19 protein-coding genes are annotated in these 15952 nt (G+C 34.2%); 16 read left to right on the top strand and 3 right to left on the bottom strand.

Annotation, left to right across the window (positions count from 1 at the left end; translation table 11 throughout):
* Nucleotides 1-5: 5 nt before the first annotated feature.
* Together DET63_RS04320 and DET63_RS04315 are read left to right on the top strand one after the other, a co-directional pair.
* On the top strand, nt 6-719 hold the full coding sequence (locus DET63_RS04320) for an ABC transporter ATP-binding protein (RefSeq protein WP_113935969.1): 714 nt from the start codon (nt 6-8) through the stop codon (nt 717-719).
* Nucleotides 716-3184, top strand: a complete 2469-nt coding sequence (locus tag DET63_RS04315; RefSeq protein WP_113935968.1) for an ABC transporter permease — start codon at nt 716-718, stop codon at nt 3182-3184. Before DET63_RS04320 ends, DET63_RS04315 begins: the two co-directional genes overlap by 4 nt.
* Before the next feature lie 524 nt (nt 3185-3708).
* Here the strand turns inward: DET63_RS04315 and DET63_RS04310 are convergent.
* Nucleotides 3709-4032 (bottom strand): winged helix-turn-helix transcriptional regulator, encoded by a 324-nt coding sequence (locus DET63_RS04310; protein WP_113935967.1) that lies wholly within the window; start codon nt 4030-4032, stop codon nt 3709-3711.
* Between the two features lie 124 nt (nt 4033-4156).
* On the opposite strand from DET63_RS04310, the gene DET63_RS04305 reads away from it, so the two are divergent.
* From DET63_RS04305 to DET63_RS04285, 5 genes are all read left to right on the top strand, one after another.
* Entirely contained in the window at nt 4157-4690 is a 534-nt protein-coding gene (locus DET63_RS04305) for an NAD(P)H-dependent oxidoreductase (RefSeq protein WP_002066333.1), read from the top strand.
* A 134-nt stretch (nt 4691-4824) separates the two neighbouring features.
* On the top strand, nt 4825-6327 hold the full coding sequence (locus DET63_RS04300) for a class I adenylate-forming enzyme family protein (protein WP_113935966.1): 1503 nt from the start codon (nt 4825-4827) through the stop codon (nt 6325-6327).
* Nucleotides 6328-6471: 144 nt separating this feature from the next.
* The gene (locus DET63_RS04295; RefSeq protein ID WP_113935965.1) at nt 6472-7035 is read left to right on the top strand and encodes a GNAT family N-acetyltransferase; all 564 of its coding nucleotides are present in this window, start codon (nt 6472-6474) and stop codon (nt 7033-7035) included.
* Nucleotides 7032-7736, top strand: coding sequence for an SDR family NAD(P)-dependent oxidoreductase (locus DET63_RS04290; RefSeq protein WP_113935964.1), 705 nt, complete (start codon nt 7032-7034; stop codon nt 7734-7736). The genes DET63_RS04295 and DET63_RS04290 overlap by 4 nt, the downstream gene beginning before the upstream one ends.
* Nucleotides 7737-7795: 59 nt before the next feature.
* Nucleotides 7796-8695: a PhzF family phenazine biosynthesis protein gene (locus DET63_RS04285; protein ID WP_113936103.1), complete on the top strand. Its 900-nt coding sequence runs from the start codon at nt 7796-7798 to the stop codon at nt 8693-8695.
* A gap of 35 nt (nt 8696-8730) precedes the next feature.
* On the opposite strand, the gene DET63_RS04280 is transcribed toward DET63_RS04285, so the two are convergent.
* On the bottom strand, nt 8731-8940 hold the full coding sequence (locus tag DET63_RS04280) for a hypothetical protein (protein ID WP_002066340.1): 210 nt from the start codon (nt 8938-8940) through the stop codon (nt 8731-8733).
* Between the two features lie 84 nt (nt 8941-9024).
* Between DET63_RS04280 and DET63_RS04275 the strand changes: the two genes are divergently transcribed.
* From DET63_RS04275 to DET63_RS04245, 7 genes are all read left to right on the top strand, one after another.
* Nucleotides 9025-9774, top strand: coding sequence for a Nif3-like dinuclear metal center hexameric protein (locus DET63_RS04275; RefSeq protein ID WP_113935963.1), 750 nt, complete (start codon nt 9025-9027; stop codon nt 9772-9774).
* A 5-nt stretch (nt 9775-9779) separates the two neighbouring features.
* On the top strand, nt 9780-10271 hold the full coding sequence (locus DET63_RS04270; protein WP_002014049.1) for an NUDIX hydrolase: 492 nt from the start codon (nt 9780-9782) through the stop codon (nt 10269-10271).
* A 110-nt stretch (nt 10272-10381) separates the two neighbouring features.
* The gene (locus DET63_RS04265; protein ID WP_113935962.1) at nt 10382-11248 is read left to right on the top strand and encodes a phosphotransferase; all 867 of its coding nucleotides are present in this window, start codon (nt 10382-10384) and stop codon (nt 11246-11248) included.
* A 21-nt stretch (nt 11249-11269) separates the two neighbouring features.
* Nucleotides 11270-11833 carry a DUF7010 family protein gene (locus DET63_RS04260; protein WP_113935961.1) on the top strand — a complete coding sequence of 188 codons (564 nt, stop codon included), beginning with the start codon at nt 11270-11272 and terminating at the stop codon, nt 11831-11833.
* 29 nt (nt 11834-11862) lie between these two features.
* The gene (locus DET63_RS04255) at nt 11863-12687 is read left to right on the top strand and encodes an MBL fold metallo-hydrolase (protein WP_113935960.1); all 825 of its coding nucleotides are present in this window, start codon (nt 11863-11865) and stop codon (nt 12685-12687) included.
* Nucleotides 12688-12703: 16 nt separating this feature from the next.
* Nucleotides 12704-13270 (top strand): SGNH/GDSL hydrolase family protein, encoded by a 567-nt coding sequence (locus tag DET63_RS04250; protein WP_113935959.1) that lies wholly within the window; start codon nt 12704-12706, stop codon nt 13268-13270.
* Nucleotides 13271-13618: 348 nt separating this feature from the next.
* On the top strand, nt 13619-14068 hold the full coding sequence (locus DET63_RS04245) for a heme-degrading domain-containing protein (RefSeq protein ID WP_113935958.1): 450 nt from the start codon (nt 13619-13621) through the stop codon (nt 14066-14068).
* Between the two features lie 96 nt (nt 14069-14164).
* On the opposite strand, the gene DET63_RS04240 is transcribed toward DET63_RS04245, so the two are convergent.
* Complete coding sequence (locus tag DET63_RS04240; protein ID WP_001162783.1) at nt 14165-14338, bottom strand: DUF1272 domain-containing protein; 174 nt, start codon at nt 14336-14338, stop codon at nt 14165-14167.
* A 195-nt stretch (nt 14339-14533) separates the two neighbouring features.
* Between DET63_RS04240 and DET63_RS04235 the strand changes: the two genes are divergently transcribed.
* Together DET63_RS04235 and DET63_RS04230 are read left to right on the top strand one after the other, a co-directional pair.
* Nucleotides 14534-15388: a pentapeptide repeat-containing protein gene (locus DET63_RS04235; RefSeq protein WP_113935957.1), complete on the top strand. Its 855-nt coding sequence runs from the start codon at nt 14534-14536 to the stop codon at nt 15386-15388.
* A 20-nt stretch (nt 15389-15408) separates the two neighbouring features.
* Nucleotides 15409-15945, top strand: coding sequence for a hypothetical protein (locus DET63_RS04230; protein ID WP_113935956.1), 537 nt, complete (start codon nt 15409-15411; stop codon nt 15943-15945).
* Nucleotides 15946-15952 lie beyond the last annotated feature (7 nt).

Genomic DNA, 15952 nt, shown 5'->3' with positions numbered 1-15952 from the left:
GTTGTATGGAGGTTGTTAGATTAGAAAATGTAGTAAAAATATATGGAGAGGGAGAAACGCAAGTACAGGCGTTAAAAGGAATTAATCTTTCCATTCATAGGGGAGAATTCGTAACCATAGTTGGAGCGTCAGGTTCTGGTAAAAGTACGTTATTGCATATTTTAGGAGGGCTGGATCGTCCGAGTTCAGGAAATGTGTTTATAGGAGGTGAAAATATCTACAATTATAAAGATAATGAACTATCTATTTTTCGCCGAAGAAAAGTTGGCTTTATATTTCAGTTTTTTAATTTGATTCCTGTCTTGAATGTACAAGAAAATATTGCTTTGCCAGCTCTATTGGATGAGGAACAGGTAGATGATCATTACCTGGATGAAATTATACGAACTCTAGGATTAAATGAAAGACGAGATCATTTGCCATCTGAATTATCGGGTGGTCAACAACAAAGGGTATCTATTGGTAGATCTCTTATAAATAAACCTGATATTATCTTAGCGGATGAACCAACCGGAAATCTAGATACAAAAAATACAAATGAAGTTCTGAATTTATTAAAAGTAACAGCTAAAAAATATAATCAGACGGTGATTTTAATTACCCATGACCCTGCTATCGCATCAAATTCTGATCGAATAATAACCATTGAAGATGGAATGATTATTTCAGATAAACAATTAGTACAAAATCATGCAAACTGTGGAGGGGAGGAATATTGATTCGTAGTTACAAACAGTTAAGTCAAAAATATCTCAGAAGTAATATCAAACGTACTTTGCTAACATTAACAGGGATTATTTTAGCATTGGCGCTAATAACAACGATTGGACTGTTTTTTAATAGCGGATACACTTCGGGAATTGAAAATGCTAAAAAAGGTTCTATGGGTTCCGCAAATATTTCAGTTGAAAATTATAATCAAAAGCTTTTCAATATGATAAAAAGTAATCCGAATATATCTTCTTATGGCACCATAACTCCAGGAGAGACGCTCAATGTTGATGAAATAGCTGTCTCTTATATGTATGCAGACCAACAAGCATTAAAGCTGTTAAATTCTAGTATGCCTGTACAAGGTAAGCTACCTTCAAATGAAAACGAGGCTGTTTTGGAAAAATGGATGCTACCTTACTTTGGGCCCAATCTTAAAGTAGGCGGTATGTTTACTATTCATGAAAAAAAATATAAACTTGTTGGTTTGCTAAATAAGTCTAGTAGTACTCAGGAAAATAAAACAGGTCAATTATTGACATATAAAAATAAGTTTAAAGTTGGAGAAGGTAGCGTATTGATTGAATTCAATAAGTACGCAAACTTTGATGAAGTTGAAAATCAATTTAAATTATTGACGAATAAAGAAAATATAAAAGTAAATAACGAATTAAAGAGAGCCTTAAAGCCTAGTGTGGAGATCATGGTGGCAGCCACTATTAGTATTGGGATTGTTGTGATTTCTACGATTGTTATTATTTACAATGCATTTCAAATTAGTATAGTAGAGCGAATGAAACAGTTTGGGTTATTGAGAAGTATAGGAGCTACAAAAAAACAAATTAGAAAAATTGTGATAAGGGAAGCAACATTTCTTTCTATTATTGCTATCTTTTTTGGGATTTTGTGCAGTATATTAGTAGTCTTTTTACTTAATCAAGTACTGATAAACGTACTTAAAAACGCTATGGGATATACAATTAAATTCGATTGGTTAATTATATGTGTAAGTTCTTTAATTACATTGATAACTGTCTATATTTCAAGCTATTTTCCTGCTTTTTTTGCAGGTAGAATTTCACCGTTACTGGCCGTAAGTAGCCGATTAGCTATAAAAAAAGAAAAAATAAAGAAAAAAAAGAGAACAAAGTTAAAGAAACCACTATCTTTTCCGTTAAGTATGGCATTAAAAAATATCCAAAGGAATCCCAATAGATATACAGTTACAATATTGTCTATTATTATAAGTAGTGTACTGTATATTACGTTTACGTTTCTCATAGATACTGTCATTCAGCGTAAACAACCGGAAATTCAAGCTCTAAAATCGGACATATCAGTTATGCTTAATTCAAATTTAGACAAGCCTAGCATAGATCGTATGAGTCGAAATATTTATAAAGTCAATAATGTAGAGAAGCTGTACAAGCAATATCAGGCAAATGAATTTTATACGAAAGTACCAAAAAATAAACAAATTAAAGAATTACAAGGAAATGAATCGCTGTATCAAAAAGTAAAATATAATAATCAAACTGTAGAAATTATGAAAACACAAATAAAAGCATACGATGAGAATAGTTTAAAGAAACTAGCTGAAAATGTAACTAGTGGAAGAATTGATATTTCAAAATTAAATCGTGAAAAAGAAGTTATTTTAGTAAAACAAGCTGCATCAAATGATATGAATACAAGTAAAAAATATATAGGTTCTCTAAGTACTTTTCAGGTAGGGGATGAAATCCAATTAACAAGTCAGCAGGAAAGAAAATCTACAGAGGAAACCTCCTACAATGAAGAAAAACTAGAAACTTTAAAAATAGCCGCAATTGTAGAATTGGATATTTTTAATATGAGCAGAGCGATGGATACCATAACTTTTATTACTAGCGAACAAGTAGCTGATTATATTACACAATCCCCACAAAAATTAACAGGTTTTGAAATTGAATTAGAAAATCAAGCTCAGGCTGATGCTACAATTTTAGATATACAAAAGAAACTGGGTGGAGATGCACCTATAGATGTAAAAAATAATATTGTTCAAAGTAATTTCCATAAAGATAATATACTTTATATAAAAATATTAGGGTACGGATTTATAGCTGTTATTACACTGATTGGTTGTGTAAATATTTTAAATACCATTACAGTCAGCATCATTATGAGAAGAAAAGAATTAGCTGCTTTAAAATCGATTGGTATGTCGCAAAAGGATTTGAAAAAGATGGTTATATATGAAGGACTCCTGTACGGTTTCTTTGGAAGTATACAAGGAATCTTTTTCGGCTGTATGCTGTCGTATATTCTTTATGTAGCACTGTCAAATACGGTGTCGTTTGAATGGATTATTCCTTATCAGGCTAGCTTTATCACATTTATAACTGCACTGTTGATTAGTTATGTATCGGTACTAATTCCGCTTCGGAAAATTAAAAAGGATAACGTTATAGATGTAATTAGAGAAGAATAGCAGTAGTCATAACAATATGTGATTCTGAGGTTCAGCCGAGATACGTGTAAAAGGGTTCGTAATCTGTATTATATTTCTATTATTGGGTTTTTAGCTAAAAATATCTGCCTCACGATTAACAAATAGCTGATTACCTAAATGCTATAAGGCCCGATACGACCGAAAAAAGAAAATTGTAAGTTTAGGGGTTCAGCCACATCGCTATCAAGCTAAGCTCATACAACGTCAATCATAGTAGAGGTTGTTTCTTTTTTCTGTAATAATTGCCAAATCCATTCCAGCTACAACGAGGACAAACACACGAAATTCACGAAGCCTATATCAAATTGGGTTAGTAACACATCGGTATCAAGTTTAAATTTTATAGTGCCCCCAAAACAGAAACTTTTTGTCTTTTATAGCAAAGAAGTTCATTTTGGGGGTAATCTATTTTCTTAACTTAATAGTTATGTGACGATACTCCTATTACAAAATTTCAAAAGAATTCTTTGCATAGAAGATGTAACAAAGTAGGTAGGGTTCTTTTAGTCATTTAATCTTTTCATCTGATGATCTTTTCCCCATTCAAATAGTTCATTCATAATTTTCATTAAAGATTTTCCGTGTTCACTTATTGTGTACTCAACCTTTGGTGGTACTTCTTGATATACGGTACGATGGATAATCCCATCAGCTTCAAGTTGCCGAAGTTGCTGTGTAAGAACTTTTTGTGTAAGGTTTGGAATTTCTCGTTTGATTTCATTTGTTCGCATTTTTCCATCCATCAAAACACATAAAATATAAACTTTCCATTTTCCACCGATTACATCGAGTGTCGTTGCAATTGGGCAGTCATCATTTTGATTCATATAACACCTCCAAAGGTACCTCAAGGTTCCTATAGCACCTGAAAGTACGTACTTTTCAATTATATGTGACTCATTCATACTAATACTAAAGCGTTTGAATTATTTATAAGGGGGAAGAAAATATATGAAAACACTTGTAATTGTAGCACATCCTGATATTGAAAAGTCTCGAATTAATAAAAGATGGGTAGAAGAACTTGAGAAATATTCAGATGAAATTACGGTGCATGAACTATATAAAGTGGCACCAAATTGGGAGTTTAATATTGAAGAGGAACAAAAGCTGTTAGTAGAACATGACCGATATATATTTCAATTTCCGTTCTACTGGTATAGCTCACCACCATTATTAAAAAAATGGTTTGACGATGTATTAACATATGGATTTGCTTACGGATCTAATGGGGATAAAGTGAAGGGGAAAGAGTTTGGTGTAGCTATTTCTATAGGTGGATTAGAAAAAGACTATAAAAATAGCGGAACCACAATGGATGAATTAACGAAACCATTTCACGCTACAAGCTTATATACAGGAATGGAATTTATACCATCATTTTATTTATATGGAGCAGAATATGAAATCAGTGATGAAGAGATTAATAAAAGTGCACCTGAGTATGTACAATATGTTATGAACAAGAAGTATTCTAATATATGAGGAGAAATAGCCATTTACTTGATAAGTAGATGGCTATTTTTTATTTATTTTATATTCACTAAGTGTAATCTTTAGTAAATTAATATTTAATCTGGTAAAATAAAAAACCTAACATATATAAAGGGGAGTTTTACTTGAGAACGATGCGACAATTATTACCAAAAAGAGCAATACAATCACCAAATTTGGAAGCGCTTGTTGGGGGAGAGAAAAGGTATTCGTTTCAACAATATAATGAACGAGTAAATCAGCTTGCACATTACTTGTTACATAGTGGTGTACAAAAAGGGGATCGCATAGGGATCTTATGCAAAAATAATCATCCGTTTCCAAGCGTTATGATGGCAAGCTTAAAAATTGGAGCGGTATTTATTCCGCTTAATCATCAGCTTACTGCTTATGAATTAGAATCGATTGTAAAAGAAGCGAGATTAAAAGTATTAGTTATTGATGATGAATTTAGTGAAGTTGTATTAAAGATTAATGGAGTTAAAGAAATTCCTTATGTAATTGAGACGACAAAAGAAGGATTTGGCTCATTTGAATTAAAATTAAAGGAACAGCCAATAACAGAGCCGAATGTGGAAGTTCATGAAGATGATGATGCCATTTATTTATTTACTTCAGGAACGACTGGACAGGCAAAAGCATGTGTAATTGGTCATAAAAACTTACACCATTATTTTACTGAAATTGCGGGGCAAAGAGAAATTCCAGCAGGTGAACGCTTTTTATCAGTGCACCCATTGTTTCATATGAGTGGCGTGCTTTCTATTTTAAATTGTATTTATCATGGCGTTACGATGGTCTTTTTAGCTGATTCGAATCCTACTCTTATTTGGGATAAGATTGAAGAAGAGAAAATTACTACGATGCTTGCGTTCCCAGCTGTTTATAGTTACATGCTTGATGAATTAGATAAAAAAGAGCGCAACATTTCGGCCTTTAAAGTAGCGCAAAGTGGTGGTACAAAGGTGCCAGAAACACTCATTCAAAAATATATGGAAAAAGGCATTTATATGGTGCAAGGTTATGGGAGTACAGAAGGTTGGGTAGTAACTTCTTGGCATCCAAATATGGGAAAAGAAAAAATGTCTTCTGTAGGGAAAACTTTGAAACATGTAGAGCTGAAAATTGTTCATCCAGAAACAGGTGATGAGCTAACAACAAATAAAGTTGGAGAGATTCACGTGAAAAGCCCGTACATGTTTAAAGGATATTGGAATAATGAAGAGGCAACAAAGAAGGTAGTAAAAGATAATTGGTTTAACATGGGTGATGCCGGTATGATAGATGATGATGGATTTCTACATATTATGGGAAGATATAAAGACGTTATCGTACGCGGTGGTGACAACGTATATCCAGATCAAGTAGAAGATGTAATTCATGAAATAAATGGCGTTTTAGAAGTTGCAGTAGTTGGGATCCCAAATGACTTTTGGGGGGAGGTTCCAACAGCTTACATTGTAAAGGACATTCAAACGTCTTTAACAGAAGAAGAGATTATTCAGCATTGTAAAGAAAAACTAGCAAGCTATAAAATACCAGAAGTTGTATTTATGGACGAATTACCGAAAAACGCTTTAGGGAAAGTGTTGAAGAGGGAATTAAGGGATGTTTTTCTTGTGAAATAAAAGGTTATTAAATAATGAAGAATCCAGTTATGTAAAAAGCATAACTGGATTTTTGTTTATAAAAAACATAATGATTTACTAGATTTTGTATTTTGTGTAAGATAATAAAGAATATTCAATTAACAATTAAAGGAAGAGATATAAATGAAGCTGCCACTATTACAAGTAGAGACAGAGAGACTGATTATTCGTCCATTTCAAAAAGAGGATTATGAAAGTTGGTTAGATGGATTCAATAAGAGGTTACCATCTCAATATAAATACGATGATGGCTATCATGACATGTCGTCTTCAACGAAAGAATGGTTTACGGAATGGATAAGAGGATTTGATGAGGCGGCAAGACGGGATGAAATGTACGTTCTAGGTATTTTTCAGAAAGAAGATGGCGCCAATATTGGAAAGCTAGAACTTATAAAAATTTTACGTATGGACTATCAATGGGCGATGATGGGCTACTCTATTCATAATCAATATTGGAAAAATGGATACGGAGCAGAAAGTGTAATAGCTGCGCTGCCGTTGTTTTTTAATGGCCTTCAATTTCATAGAATCGAATTACATATACATATCGATAATGAGCCATCTATTCGTCTTGCAGAAAGAGCTGGTTTTTCATTTGAATGTACGAGAGAGGCATTTTCTATGGGGAATGGTAAGTGGGCAGATTTTCTTATTTATTATAAAAATAAGGAGATGGATATATGAGGGTACTTATTACAGGTGGAAATCGTGGATTAGGGTTACAGCTAGTGAAAGTGTTTCATGAAAATGGACATATTGTTTATCCGCTAGTTAGAACTGAGGTTGCGGTAACGCAATTGAAGAAAATGTTTAGTTCTAGATGTTTTCCTATATTAGCAGACTTATCGATTGATGAGAGTACGGAGCAAATTAAGAACCAGCTGGAGGAATATACAAAGTATATTGATCTAGTTATAAATAACGCTGGAATTACTGGTAAGGAAACCGAGATTTTACGTACAAATTCTGAAGAGTTAATGGAACTATTTAATGTTCATTGCTTAGGAGTTATTCGAGCTGTAAAAGGTACATATGTGGCTTTAACTAAGTCGAATCAACCAAGAATAATAAATGTATCCTCTCGTTTAGGTTCATTGCATAAAATGGCGAACAAAGAGTTTCCACAAGGTAAGTTCTCATATTCATATCGGATCGCAAAAGCCGCACAAAATATGTTAACGCTCTGCTTACAACAAGAGTTTGAGAATAAAGGAATTCGTGTAACCGCAATTCACCCTGGAAAATTAAAGACTGACATTGGTGCCTTTGATGCGAATATGACTCCGGCTGAAGGAGCAAAAAATATATATGATTGGGTAATAGATTCAAATGAGGATGTTTCGGGTAAGTTTATTGAGCCGGGTGTAGGGGAATTGAAGTGGTAAAGTACAATCTTACAAGTATTAACAATTGGAAAGTTAGAAGAAGATTAGGGGACAAAGAAATGAAGACTATAAACGTATTTCATTACGACGCATTTACGAATAAACCAAATATGGGAAATCCAGCAGGTGTTGTACTAGAGGCGGATGGATTAACGGAAGAGGAAATGCAGCGTATTGCTGAAAAGGTTGGATTTAACGAAACAGCTTTCGTTCTTTCTTCAGAAGTAGCAGATATAAGAATGCGCTATTTTACACCAGGGTTTGAAATGAATTTATGTGGTCATGGGACAGTTGGCACTATATATGCCTTGCGTGAAAGAGGTTTATTAGAAGAAAAAACAAACCTTACGATTGAAACGAAGGCAGGTGTTTTACCAATACAAATAGGTGCAAATGAAAATGGAGAAACCTTTATTAAAATGAGGCAGGCAGCACCTCAGTTTAAAGATTTTGCAGGTTCAAAACAAGAATTAGCTCATAGTATCGGTTTGGAAGTAACGGATTTAGATGCAAGTGTACCGATTGTATATGGAAGTACGGGGAACTGGACTGTAATTGTACCGATTAAAAATCTAGATGCATGTGAAAGAATGAAACCTAATAATGATAAATTTCCATCGGTATTAAAAGAAATATCTAACGCTTCTATTCATCCACTTTGCTTGGAAACATATGATGCAGAAGCAAAAATGCACGGTCGTCATTTCTCATCACCTTATTCTGGAACAATAGAAGATCCTGTGACAGGAACAGCTTCAGGTGTAATGGGAGCGTATTATGCGACGTATTTGGAGAAAGATTTTGACCATGAACTGGAGTTAATCGTTGAGCAAGGACAGGAAATAAATAAAGATGGTCGTGTAATGGTTTATGTAACGAAAGATGTAGAAAATGATAACTTACAAATTGATATTGCTGGAACAGCGGTGTATGTGAAAGAGTTTGAAATTTCAATATAAAAGAATAAAGCCCAGCACATAGCTGGGACTTCTCTTTATCTGTTCAACACTTCAATATAAGAAGCATCTCCAGCTGTTCTAATAGTAGAGCGGAAATTATTGTGTTCTAACGTTTCAGCAACTTGTTTTAATTGCTGTGCATCATCATGGTGGATAAGTAAACTATCTGCACCACTTTCTTCTATATGAATATGCTCAACATTTCCAATCGCTTCATGTATAGCTTTTAAAAATTCAGGTTTCATATTGTCCTCCTATATGTATGTAACGTCGTTAAATAGTATTTCCTTATTTTTGAAATATAAAAGTAAATGAAAGGAGAAATGAAAATGAATATAACGCAGTTTAAAGAACATATTACATCACTTTTTGAAGAGCATCTAAATAAATACGGTGATGACGAGTATGGCTTTACTCACATTAGTAAAGAGGAATTTCACAAAATAGGTTACACGACAAATTTGACGCTAGAAACAATTGAAGAAGCGTATAGAAATGGTGTCGATATGATAGTGACACATCATGCACCGTGGAGTTTTCTATTCGGTATGGAAGAGGCTTGTATTGAGAAATTAAAAGAATATGAAATGAATCATTTTTGGATTCATTTGCCGTTAGATTTTGTAAAGTTTGGCACGTGTACGTCGTTATTTAATGAAATTGGGATTGATACAATACTGGAATATTCCACGTATGAGGAAGAAGAGCTACCGGGAATAGGAGAATATAAAGAAGCGATTCCCTTTTCAAATTTAGTTGAAAAACTTGAAGAGAGAATGGAAGAGAAAGTGAAGAGCTGGAAAAATCATGACAGACCAGTGAAACGGATTGCGATATTGACAGGTGCAGGGAACGATACAAATTTGATTGAGCGTGCGCTAGAAAAAGGTTGTGATACGTACATAACAGGAGAAAAAACATTATATACGGTGCAACATGCAAAATTTAAAAGGATAAATTTAATTGTAGGAAGCCACACATTTACAGAAGTATTTGGTGTAGAAAGTTTGGCTCGTAAGTTAAAAGAAAGAGATCGTGCAATAGAGATTATTAGATTAAATGAAGAGCATTTGGAGTGAGGGAAATGGTAACTATATGCGCAAATTATGGGGAATCAAAAGTGAGGTTAACGTGGAAAAAAGATTGTATATTGCCAGAATACGAAAGAATCACGAGTGTTCACGGTTTTTGTTTTCATAATAATAAGGTTTTACTGATAGACCATGAGCAGCGTGGTTGGGACTTTCCTGGTGGGCATATAGAAGAAGGGGAACTACCAGAAGAATGTTTTAAAAGAGAAGCGTGGGAAGAAGGTTATGTAAAAGGAGAATGTACTTTATTTGGATATATTATCGTTGACCATAGTGATAATCCAAATTGGAATGAAAATAGTCCGTATCCAAAAGTAGGGTATCAGCCGTTCTACCGGATGGAGATTAATGAAGTGCATAAGTTTGACGGTGAGTATGAATCCGATAAAAGGATGTTTGTTAGAGTAGAAGAGAGTGCAGCGTATCATTATAAATGGAATGAATTATATGATGAAATCTTGAAGGAAGCCGTTTTGATAAAATGAAAATTAGTTTCTGTAATATTAAGATGTTAGAAGGGATTCTCTTGTGATTGTCAAATAATAGTAAAGTTGTCTTTTGAATTGAAGGAATCTTCAGACGTGAGGGTGAGTGAATGAACATTTCAGTAATCGCTAAACAATTAGTTAATGAGAAGATTATTTCACATTATCCAAATAGCATGAAAGTGTTGAGCGGAGGAACGACAAGTACTGTATATTTGTTGGATGGAAGATATGTTGTGAAATCGAATGAAGCGAAAGTAATACGTGAAGAAGCTAATTTTCTTTCTTTTTATGAGGGGAATGCGTTATTTTCAAAGCTTTTGTATAAAGAACCTTTACATACATATGTTGTGTATTCTTTCCTTGAAGGTAGTACTTCGTACGAACAAGGACATAAACGAAGTACGCTTATTACACTTGTAAAAGAAGTTATCAATAAGTATAAAATTGTTCCAGGTGCAGATGGCTGGGGATGGAAAGAAAGTCTGGTTCAATCTTGGAATGAATTTTTAACGGCAAATGTGATGAAAGCTTATGAAAATGTAAGACGTTACATAAGTGAGGAAGAGTATAGAATTGTTCTTAAACTAGCGAATAGTCCAAATAGGGGGACTGGAATAAATCAGCCATTTTTATTACATGGTGATTTCGGATTTCATAATTTTATATTCCAAGAGAATGAGCTGTATGGTGTAATTGATCCATTACCAGTACTAGGAGATCCTATATATGATTTAATTTACGCGTTCTGTTCAACTCCAGAAGATGTAACAAAAGAAACGATTGATTATGTGATAAAACAATGTGTATTTCATAAAAAAGAACGAAATTTATATGAGGAAATAGTCATAGGCTTATATTTACGTATAGATACGTGTATAAGACACCACCCAAAAGATTTAGAAGATTACTTAGTAGTTTGGCGTTATTGGATGAATGAGATTATGTTCGATAGCGAAAATAAGACGACATTATAGCACTTATATTTTGGGGGAGATATAGAAAAGAACATTTCAGAAGCAAAAAGCGATTTAGCACAAAAAACGAAGAAGGGATTTCCTGTTATAATAGCTGGTCTTTTATTTTGGATTGTAGCGAGCATAACTGGTGTTCTTCTTTCAGAAAAGCAAGTTGTGTGGGTATATTTAATTGGTATGGGCTGTGTGTTTCCTTTCGGCTTAATGATAGCTGCTATATTAAAAATTGACATGTTTGCGAAAGGAAACCCGCTAGGGACTTTAGCTGGAGTAATTGGTGGGATAAATGTATTGAATATCCCGTTTGTATTACTTGCATATTTTCAATTTCCGGAGTGCTTACCTTTTGTAGTAGCGATGTTAATAGGTGTTCATTTTTTACCATATGTATGGATTTATGAAAGTAAAAGTTATGGTTTTTTATCAGTAGGAACTGTATTAGTAACGTCAGTATGTGGGATTCTTTTTGCGGAAAAAGGATTTATTGTAATTCCTATGGCGGTTACAGTTGTCTACTTTATTACTCTTATAAGCGTATCACTTGAAAATAAAAAAGCAGAAAACGATCAACAAATATCAGCTTAATAAAAAATTAAAGGGATAGGGGAATAACTATGAATAATTTCGTTTGTACAACGTGTGGAGTACAGTATGCAGCGAGTGTGGAAGAACCGGTAAGTTGTGTTATTTGTGATGAGGAGAGACAATATGTTAATCCGAAAGGGCAGTCTTGGACGACTTTAGAAAACTTGCAAACGAGTGATACATATAAAAATGAAATTATAGAAGAAGAAAATGGGCTTTATAGTATTACGACAAAACCAGAATTTGCGATCGGGCAAACGGCGTTTGTAATCAAAACAGAGTCATATCGTTTGCTATGGGATTGTATTACTTATTTAGATGAAACGACAGTTGAACAGATAAAAGAGTGGGGCGGATTAGATGCGATTGCACTATCTCATCCGCATTATTATTCAACGCAAGTAGAGTGGGCAGAAATATTAGATGTACCAATTTATATACATGAAGACGATAAAGAGTGGGTTATGCGTCCAAGTAGTCGTATTATTTATTGGTCTGGTGAGTCTTTACCATTAGCGGATGGAATTACTGTTCATCGTCTCGGAGGGCATTTTAGCGGCGGTTCTGTATTACACTGGGAAGAAGGAAATGATGGGAAAGGTATTTTATTAACAGGTGATATCATACAAGTTGTAGCGGATCAACAGTGGGTGAGCTTCATGTACAGCTATCCCAATTTAATTCCATTACCGGCGAGAAAAGTTGAGAAAATGGCGAATCGAGTGAAACCGTTACAATTTAATCGTTTATATAATGCTTTTCACCGAGTAGTAAAAGAAAATGCAAATGAGGCAGTTGAACGTTCTGCGGAAAGATATGTGAAAGCTATAGAAGGAAAGTTGTTTCATACTTAAAAGGAGAGTTAGATTTATGAAAACGTTAGTATGCTTTGGCGATAGTATTACAGCTGATGAAACATTTTTTGATGGAATGCCGAGGTTAACACCACCTTTGCAAGAGATGTTTCCAAATTGGAAAGTGGTTAATGCGGGTGTTCCAGGTGATAATACGTTCGATGCGTTAAATAGGATTGAAGACGATGTAGTATCATATAAACCAGACTTTGTAACAGCTTTTTTTGGTACGAATGATTCGGTGTTATTTGATCCAGTGCCATTACAATCTTACAAAGAAAATTTAGAGAAAATTGTAAGTGCGATTTCATCAGAAAAAGTATTACTTATTAGTCCTGCACCAGTTGATGAAGCAAGGCAACATAATAGAACGAATGAAGTACTCGGTCAATATGTAAATGTGGTTGAGGAAGTGGCGAAAGAAACAGGAAGTCATTTTCTCAATTTGTACGCTGAAATGATTCAAGAAAAGGATTATAAGAGATTTGTAGAAGATGATGAAAAAGACGGTTTACACTTCGGACCACAAGGTTATGAATATTTAGCGAAGTTAATTTGTGAAAAGTTAAAAGGGATTTTGTAGGAAGCAAAGCGTGGGCGCTTTGCTTTTTTGTATTTCTTGTAATGAATTCGCGTGTATTAATTTGGCTTTTTCGGTATTCACACGAGTAAAATATAGTATCTTTTCGCAAGGACATTGTAGCACTGTAAAAATGCAAACACCTTACTATATTTTAATTAATCAAGGAAGTAGACAATTCTTGTACTAAATGTTTAGTATCTATAGCACTTTAAAGTACATACATTTTTAATGTGTTAAATATAATTCATAATAGCACCAGTAAGAAGAAAACAAGCGTTACGGTACTATAGAGTCTGGTAATTCTAAAAAATGCCAATGTGGTATAAGACAATTAGGGAGGTTAAAGATATGAGTACTTCAAATTTGAGTGAAATAAGTAAACAAATATTAATAGAGGAGGAAACACTTCAATTTTCCTCTTTTACAAATGAAGATGCCTTGCAATTAGGCTTATATATCGTTGAAACAGCAAAGCGAGAGGGAAAGTTGATTGCTGTTGATATAACCAAAAATGGTGTGCAATTATTTCATTTCAAGATGACAGGGACAACTGAGGAAAATACGAAATGGATTGAGCGTAAAAAACGGGTCGTTTCCCTGCATAATCATAGTTCGTATTATATGCAGATAGAAAGTGAAATAAGCGGAATTCCATATCATGAAAAATACCGTTTAGATGGCTCGGAATATGCTGCGTTTGGTGGATGTTTTCCTATCCAAATAAAAAACGTAGGGGTTATTGGAATGATAACCGTCTCAGGATTACCACCAGAAGTAGATCATGAGTTGGTTATATGAGCAGTTAAAAATCATTTAAATCAATAATAGAAGTAATTTTAATGGTTAAATAAAAAGGCAAAAATGAACATATTCCTGTTCGTTTTTGCCTTTTTATTATTTCTTTTTCGGTCTACGTACTAACTCGCCGCCACAATTTGGGCAAACGTTTTGTCTTTCCTCTGTACATGGTGCACAAAATGTACATTCATACACGCATATGTATGCTTCAGAATCAGGCTGAAGGGAATGGTCGCAAATTTGACAGTTTGTTTTCATTTCTAATGCCATCGTAATCCTCCTTGTTATTCGAAAGTTCTTAATTTAATTATAATTAATGTTGTAGTGGGTGTCCTTTTTAAATGAAAAGAAATAGATGGATTATGTTGTTGTTTGAAATGAAATATAACCGTTTATTTTAAATTTGATAATTTACTATAGTTGGATTATTATGGAATAGTTGAAAGGTAGCAGGGGGTATATATTTTGACTAATAATAACGATTATTTTCATGTAGAAGAGGATGCAAATCACAATAGTTTAAAAGCGGATTGTGAAAAATGTTTTGGTTTATGTTGTGTAGCATTACCGTTTGCAGCATCAGTAGATTTTGCGGTGAATAAAGATGGTGGTAAACCTTGTACAAATTTACAATCAGATTATAAATGTAGTATACATAGAGATCTTAGAGAAAAAGGGTATAAAGGTTGTACAGTATTTGAATGTTTCGGTGCTGGGCAAAAGATTTCTCAAGTTACGTTTAAAGGAATTGATTGGCGGAAAGATGCCGAGCATGCGAGAGAAATGTATGATGCTTTTCCGGTTATGCATCAGCTTCATGAAATGCTGTGGTATTTGAATGAGGCTATTCTATTAAAGTCGACGCAGACAATTCATAAAGAGCTGAAGGAAGCAATTGAAGAGACAGAGCGTCTTTCTAATTTAAGTCCAGATGAGTTAATGGAAGTAAATGTGCCATTACACCGAGCGGAAGTGAATGTTCTCCTTCTGGAAACGAGTGAACTAGTCTGGAAGGAAATGAATTCTAAAAGTAAGAAAAGGATCAGTCACCGAGGGGCTGACCTAATGGGAGCGAATCTAAAAAAGAGAGATTTACAAGGAGCCAATTTAAGAGGGGCGTATTTAATTGCGGCTAACCTTAATGGTACAGACTTACGCGGAGCGGATCTCATTGGAGCAGATTTGCGTGATGCAGATATTAGAGGGGCAGATTTTACGAATAGTATTTTTCTTACGCAAGTCCAAATTAATGCGGCGAAAGGGGACAAACATACGAAATTACCGAAAGTGTTGTCTCGTCCAGCACATTGGCCTGCGTAAAGAGTATGGAGTGAAATAGTTTGGATATGTTTCAGTATTTAGAGGAAATGCAGGAAGACGTATTTTCGTTATCAGTATCTCAAATAGAATCGAAGTATTATGATATTTGTAGCACACTAGCGTCAAGTGAGGATGCGGAGCGCGTTAAATTGATTCCATTAGATTCATACAAGGAAAGTATGAGGATAGGTTTGAAAGAAGCATTAAAAGTCGCTGAAAGTGAAGAAGCGAAGGCAATTTATTTTGAATATGACCTTGATAATGAGTGGGATAGTCAGTTATATGTTTGTGACGATTACATGTTTCTTGAAGTAGAGGATGATGATTGGGCCAGTGATTGGACGGATGAAATAGAAGGACCATCTTTAGGAGAGTTAGCTGATATTTATGGTGAAAATGGCTTTGATTCAAATAAAAAGGCTGTAGGTATTACTTTATATTTAATCGCAAGAACAGTGTGTAGTTTTATCAATGCACGTAGTGGTTTGCAAAGTAATATACCAATTTGCATTGGTTTTCACGACCAAGACCCAATTATGCGAACAGGCAGAGACTAAGTCTCTG

The organism is Bacillus sp. DB-2 (assembly GCF_003315125.1).
Taxonomy (GTDB): domain Bacteria; phylum Bacillota; class Bacilli; order Bacillales; family Bacillaceae_G; genus Bacillus_A; species Bacillus_A mycoides.
This window is presented reverse-complemented; position numbering and strand designations above follow the sequence as displayed.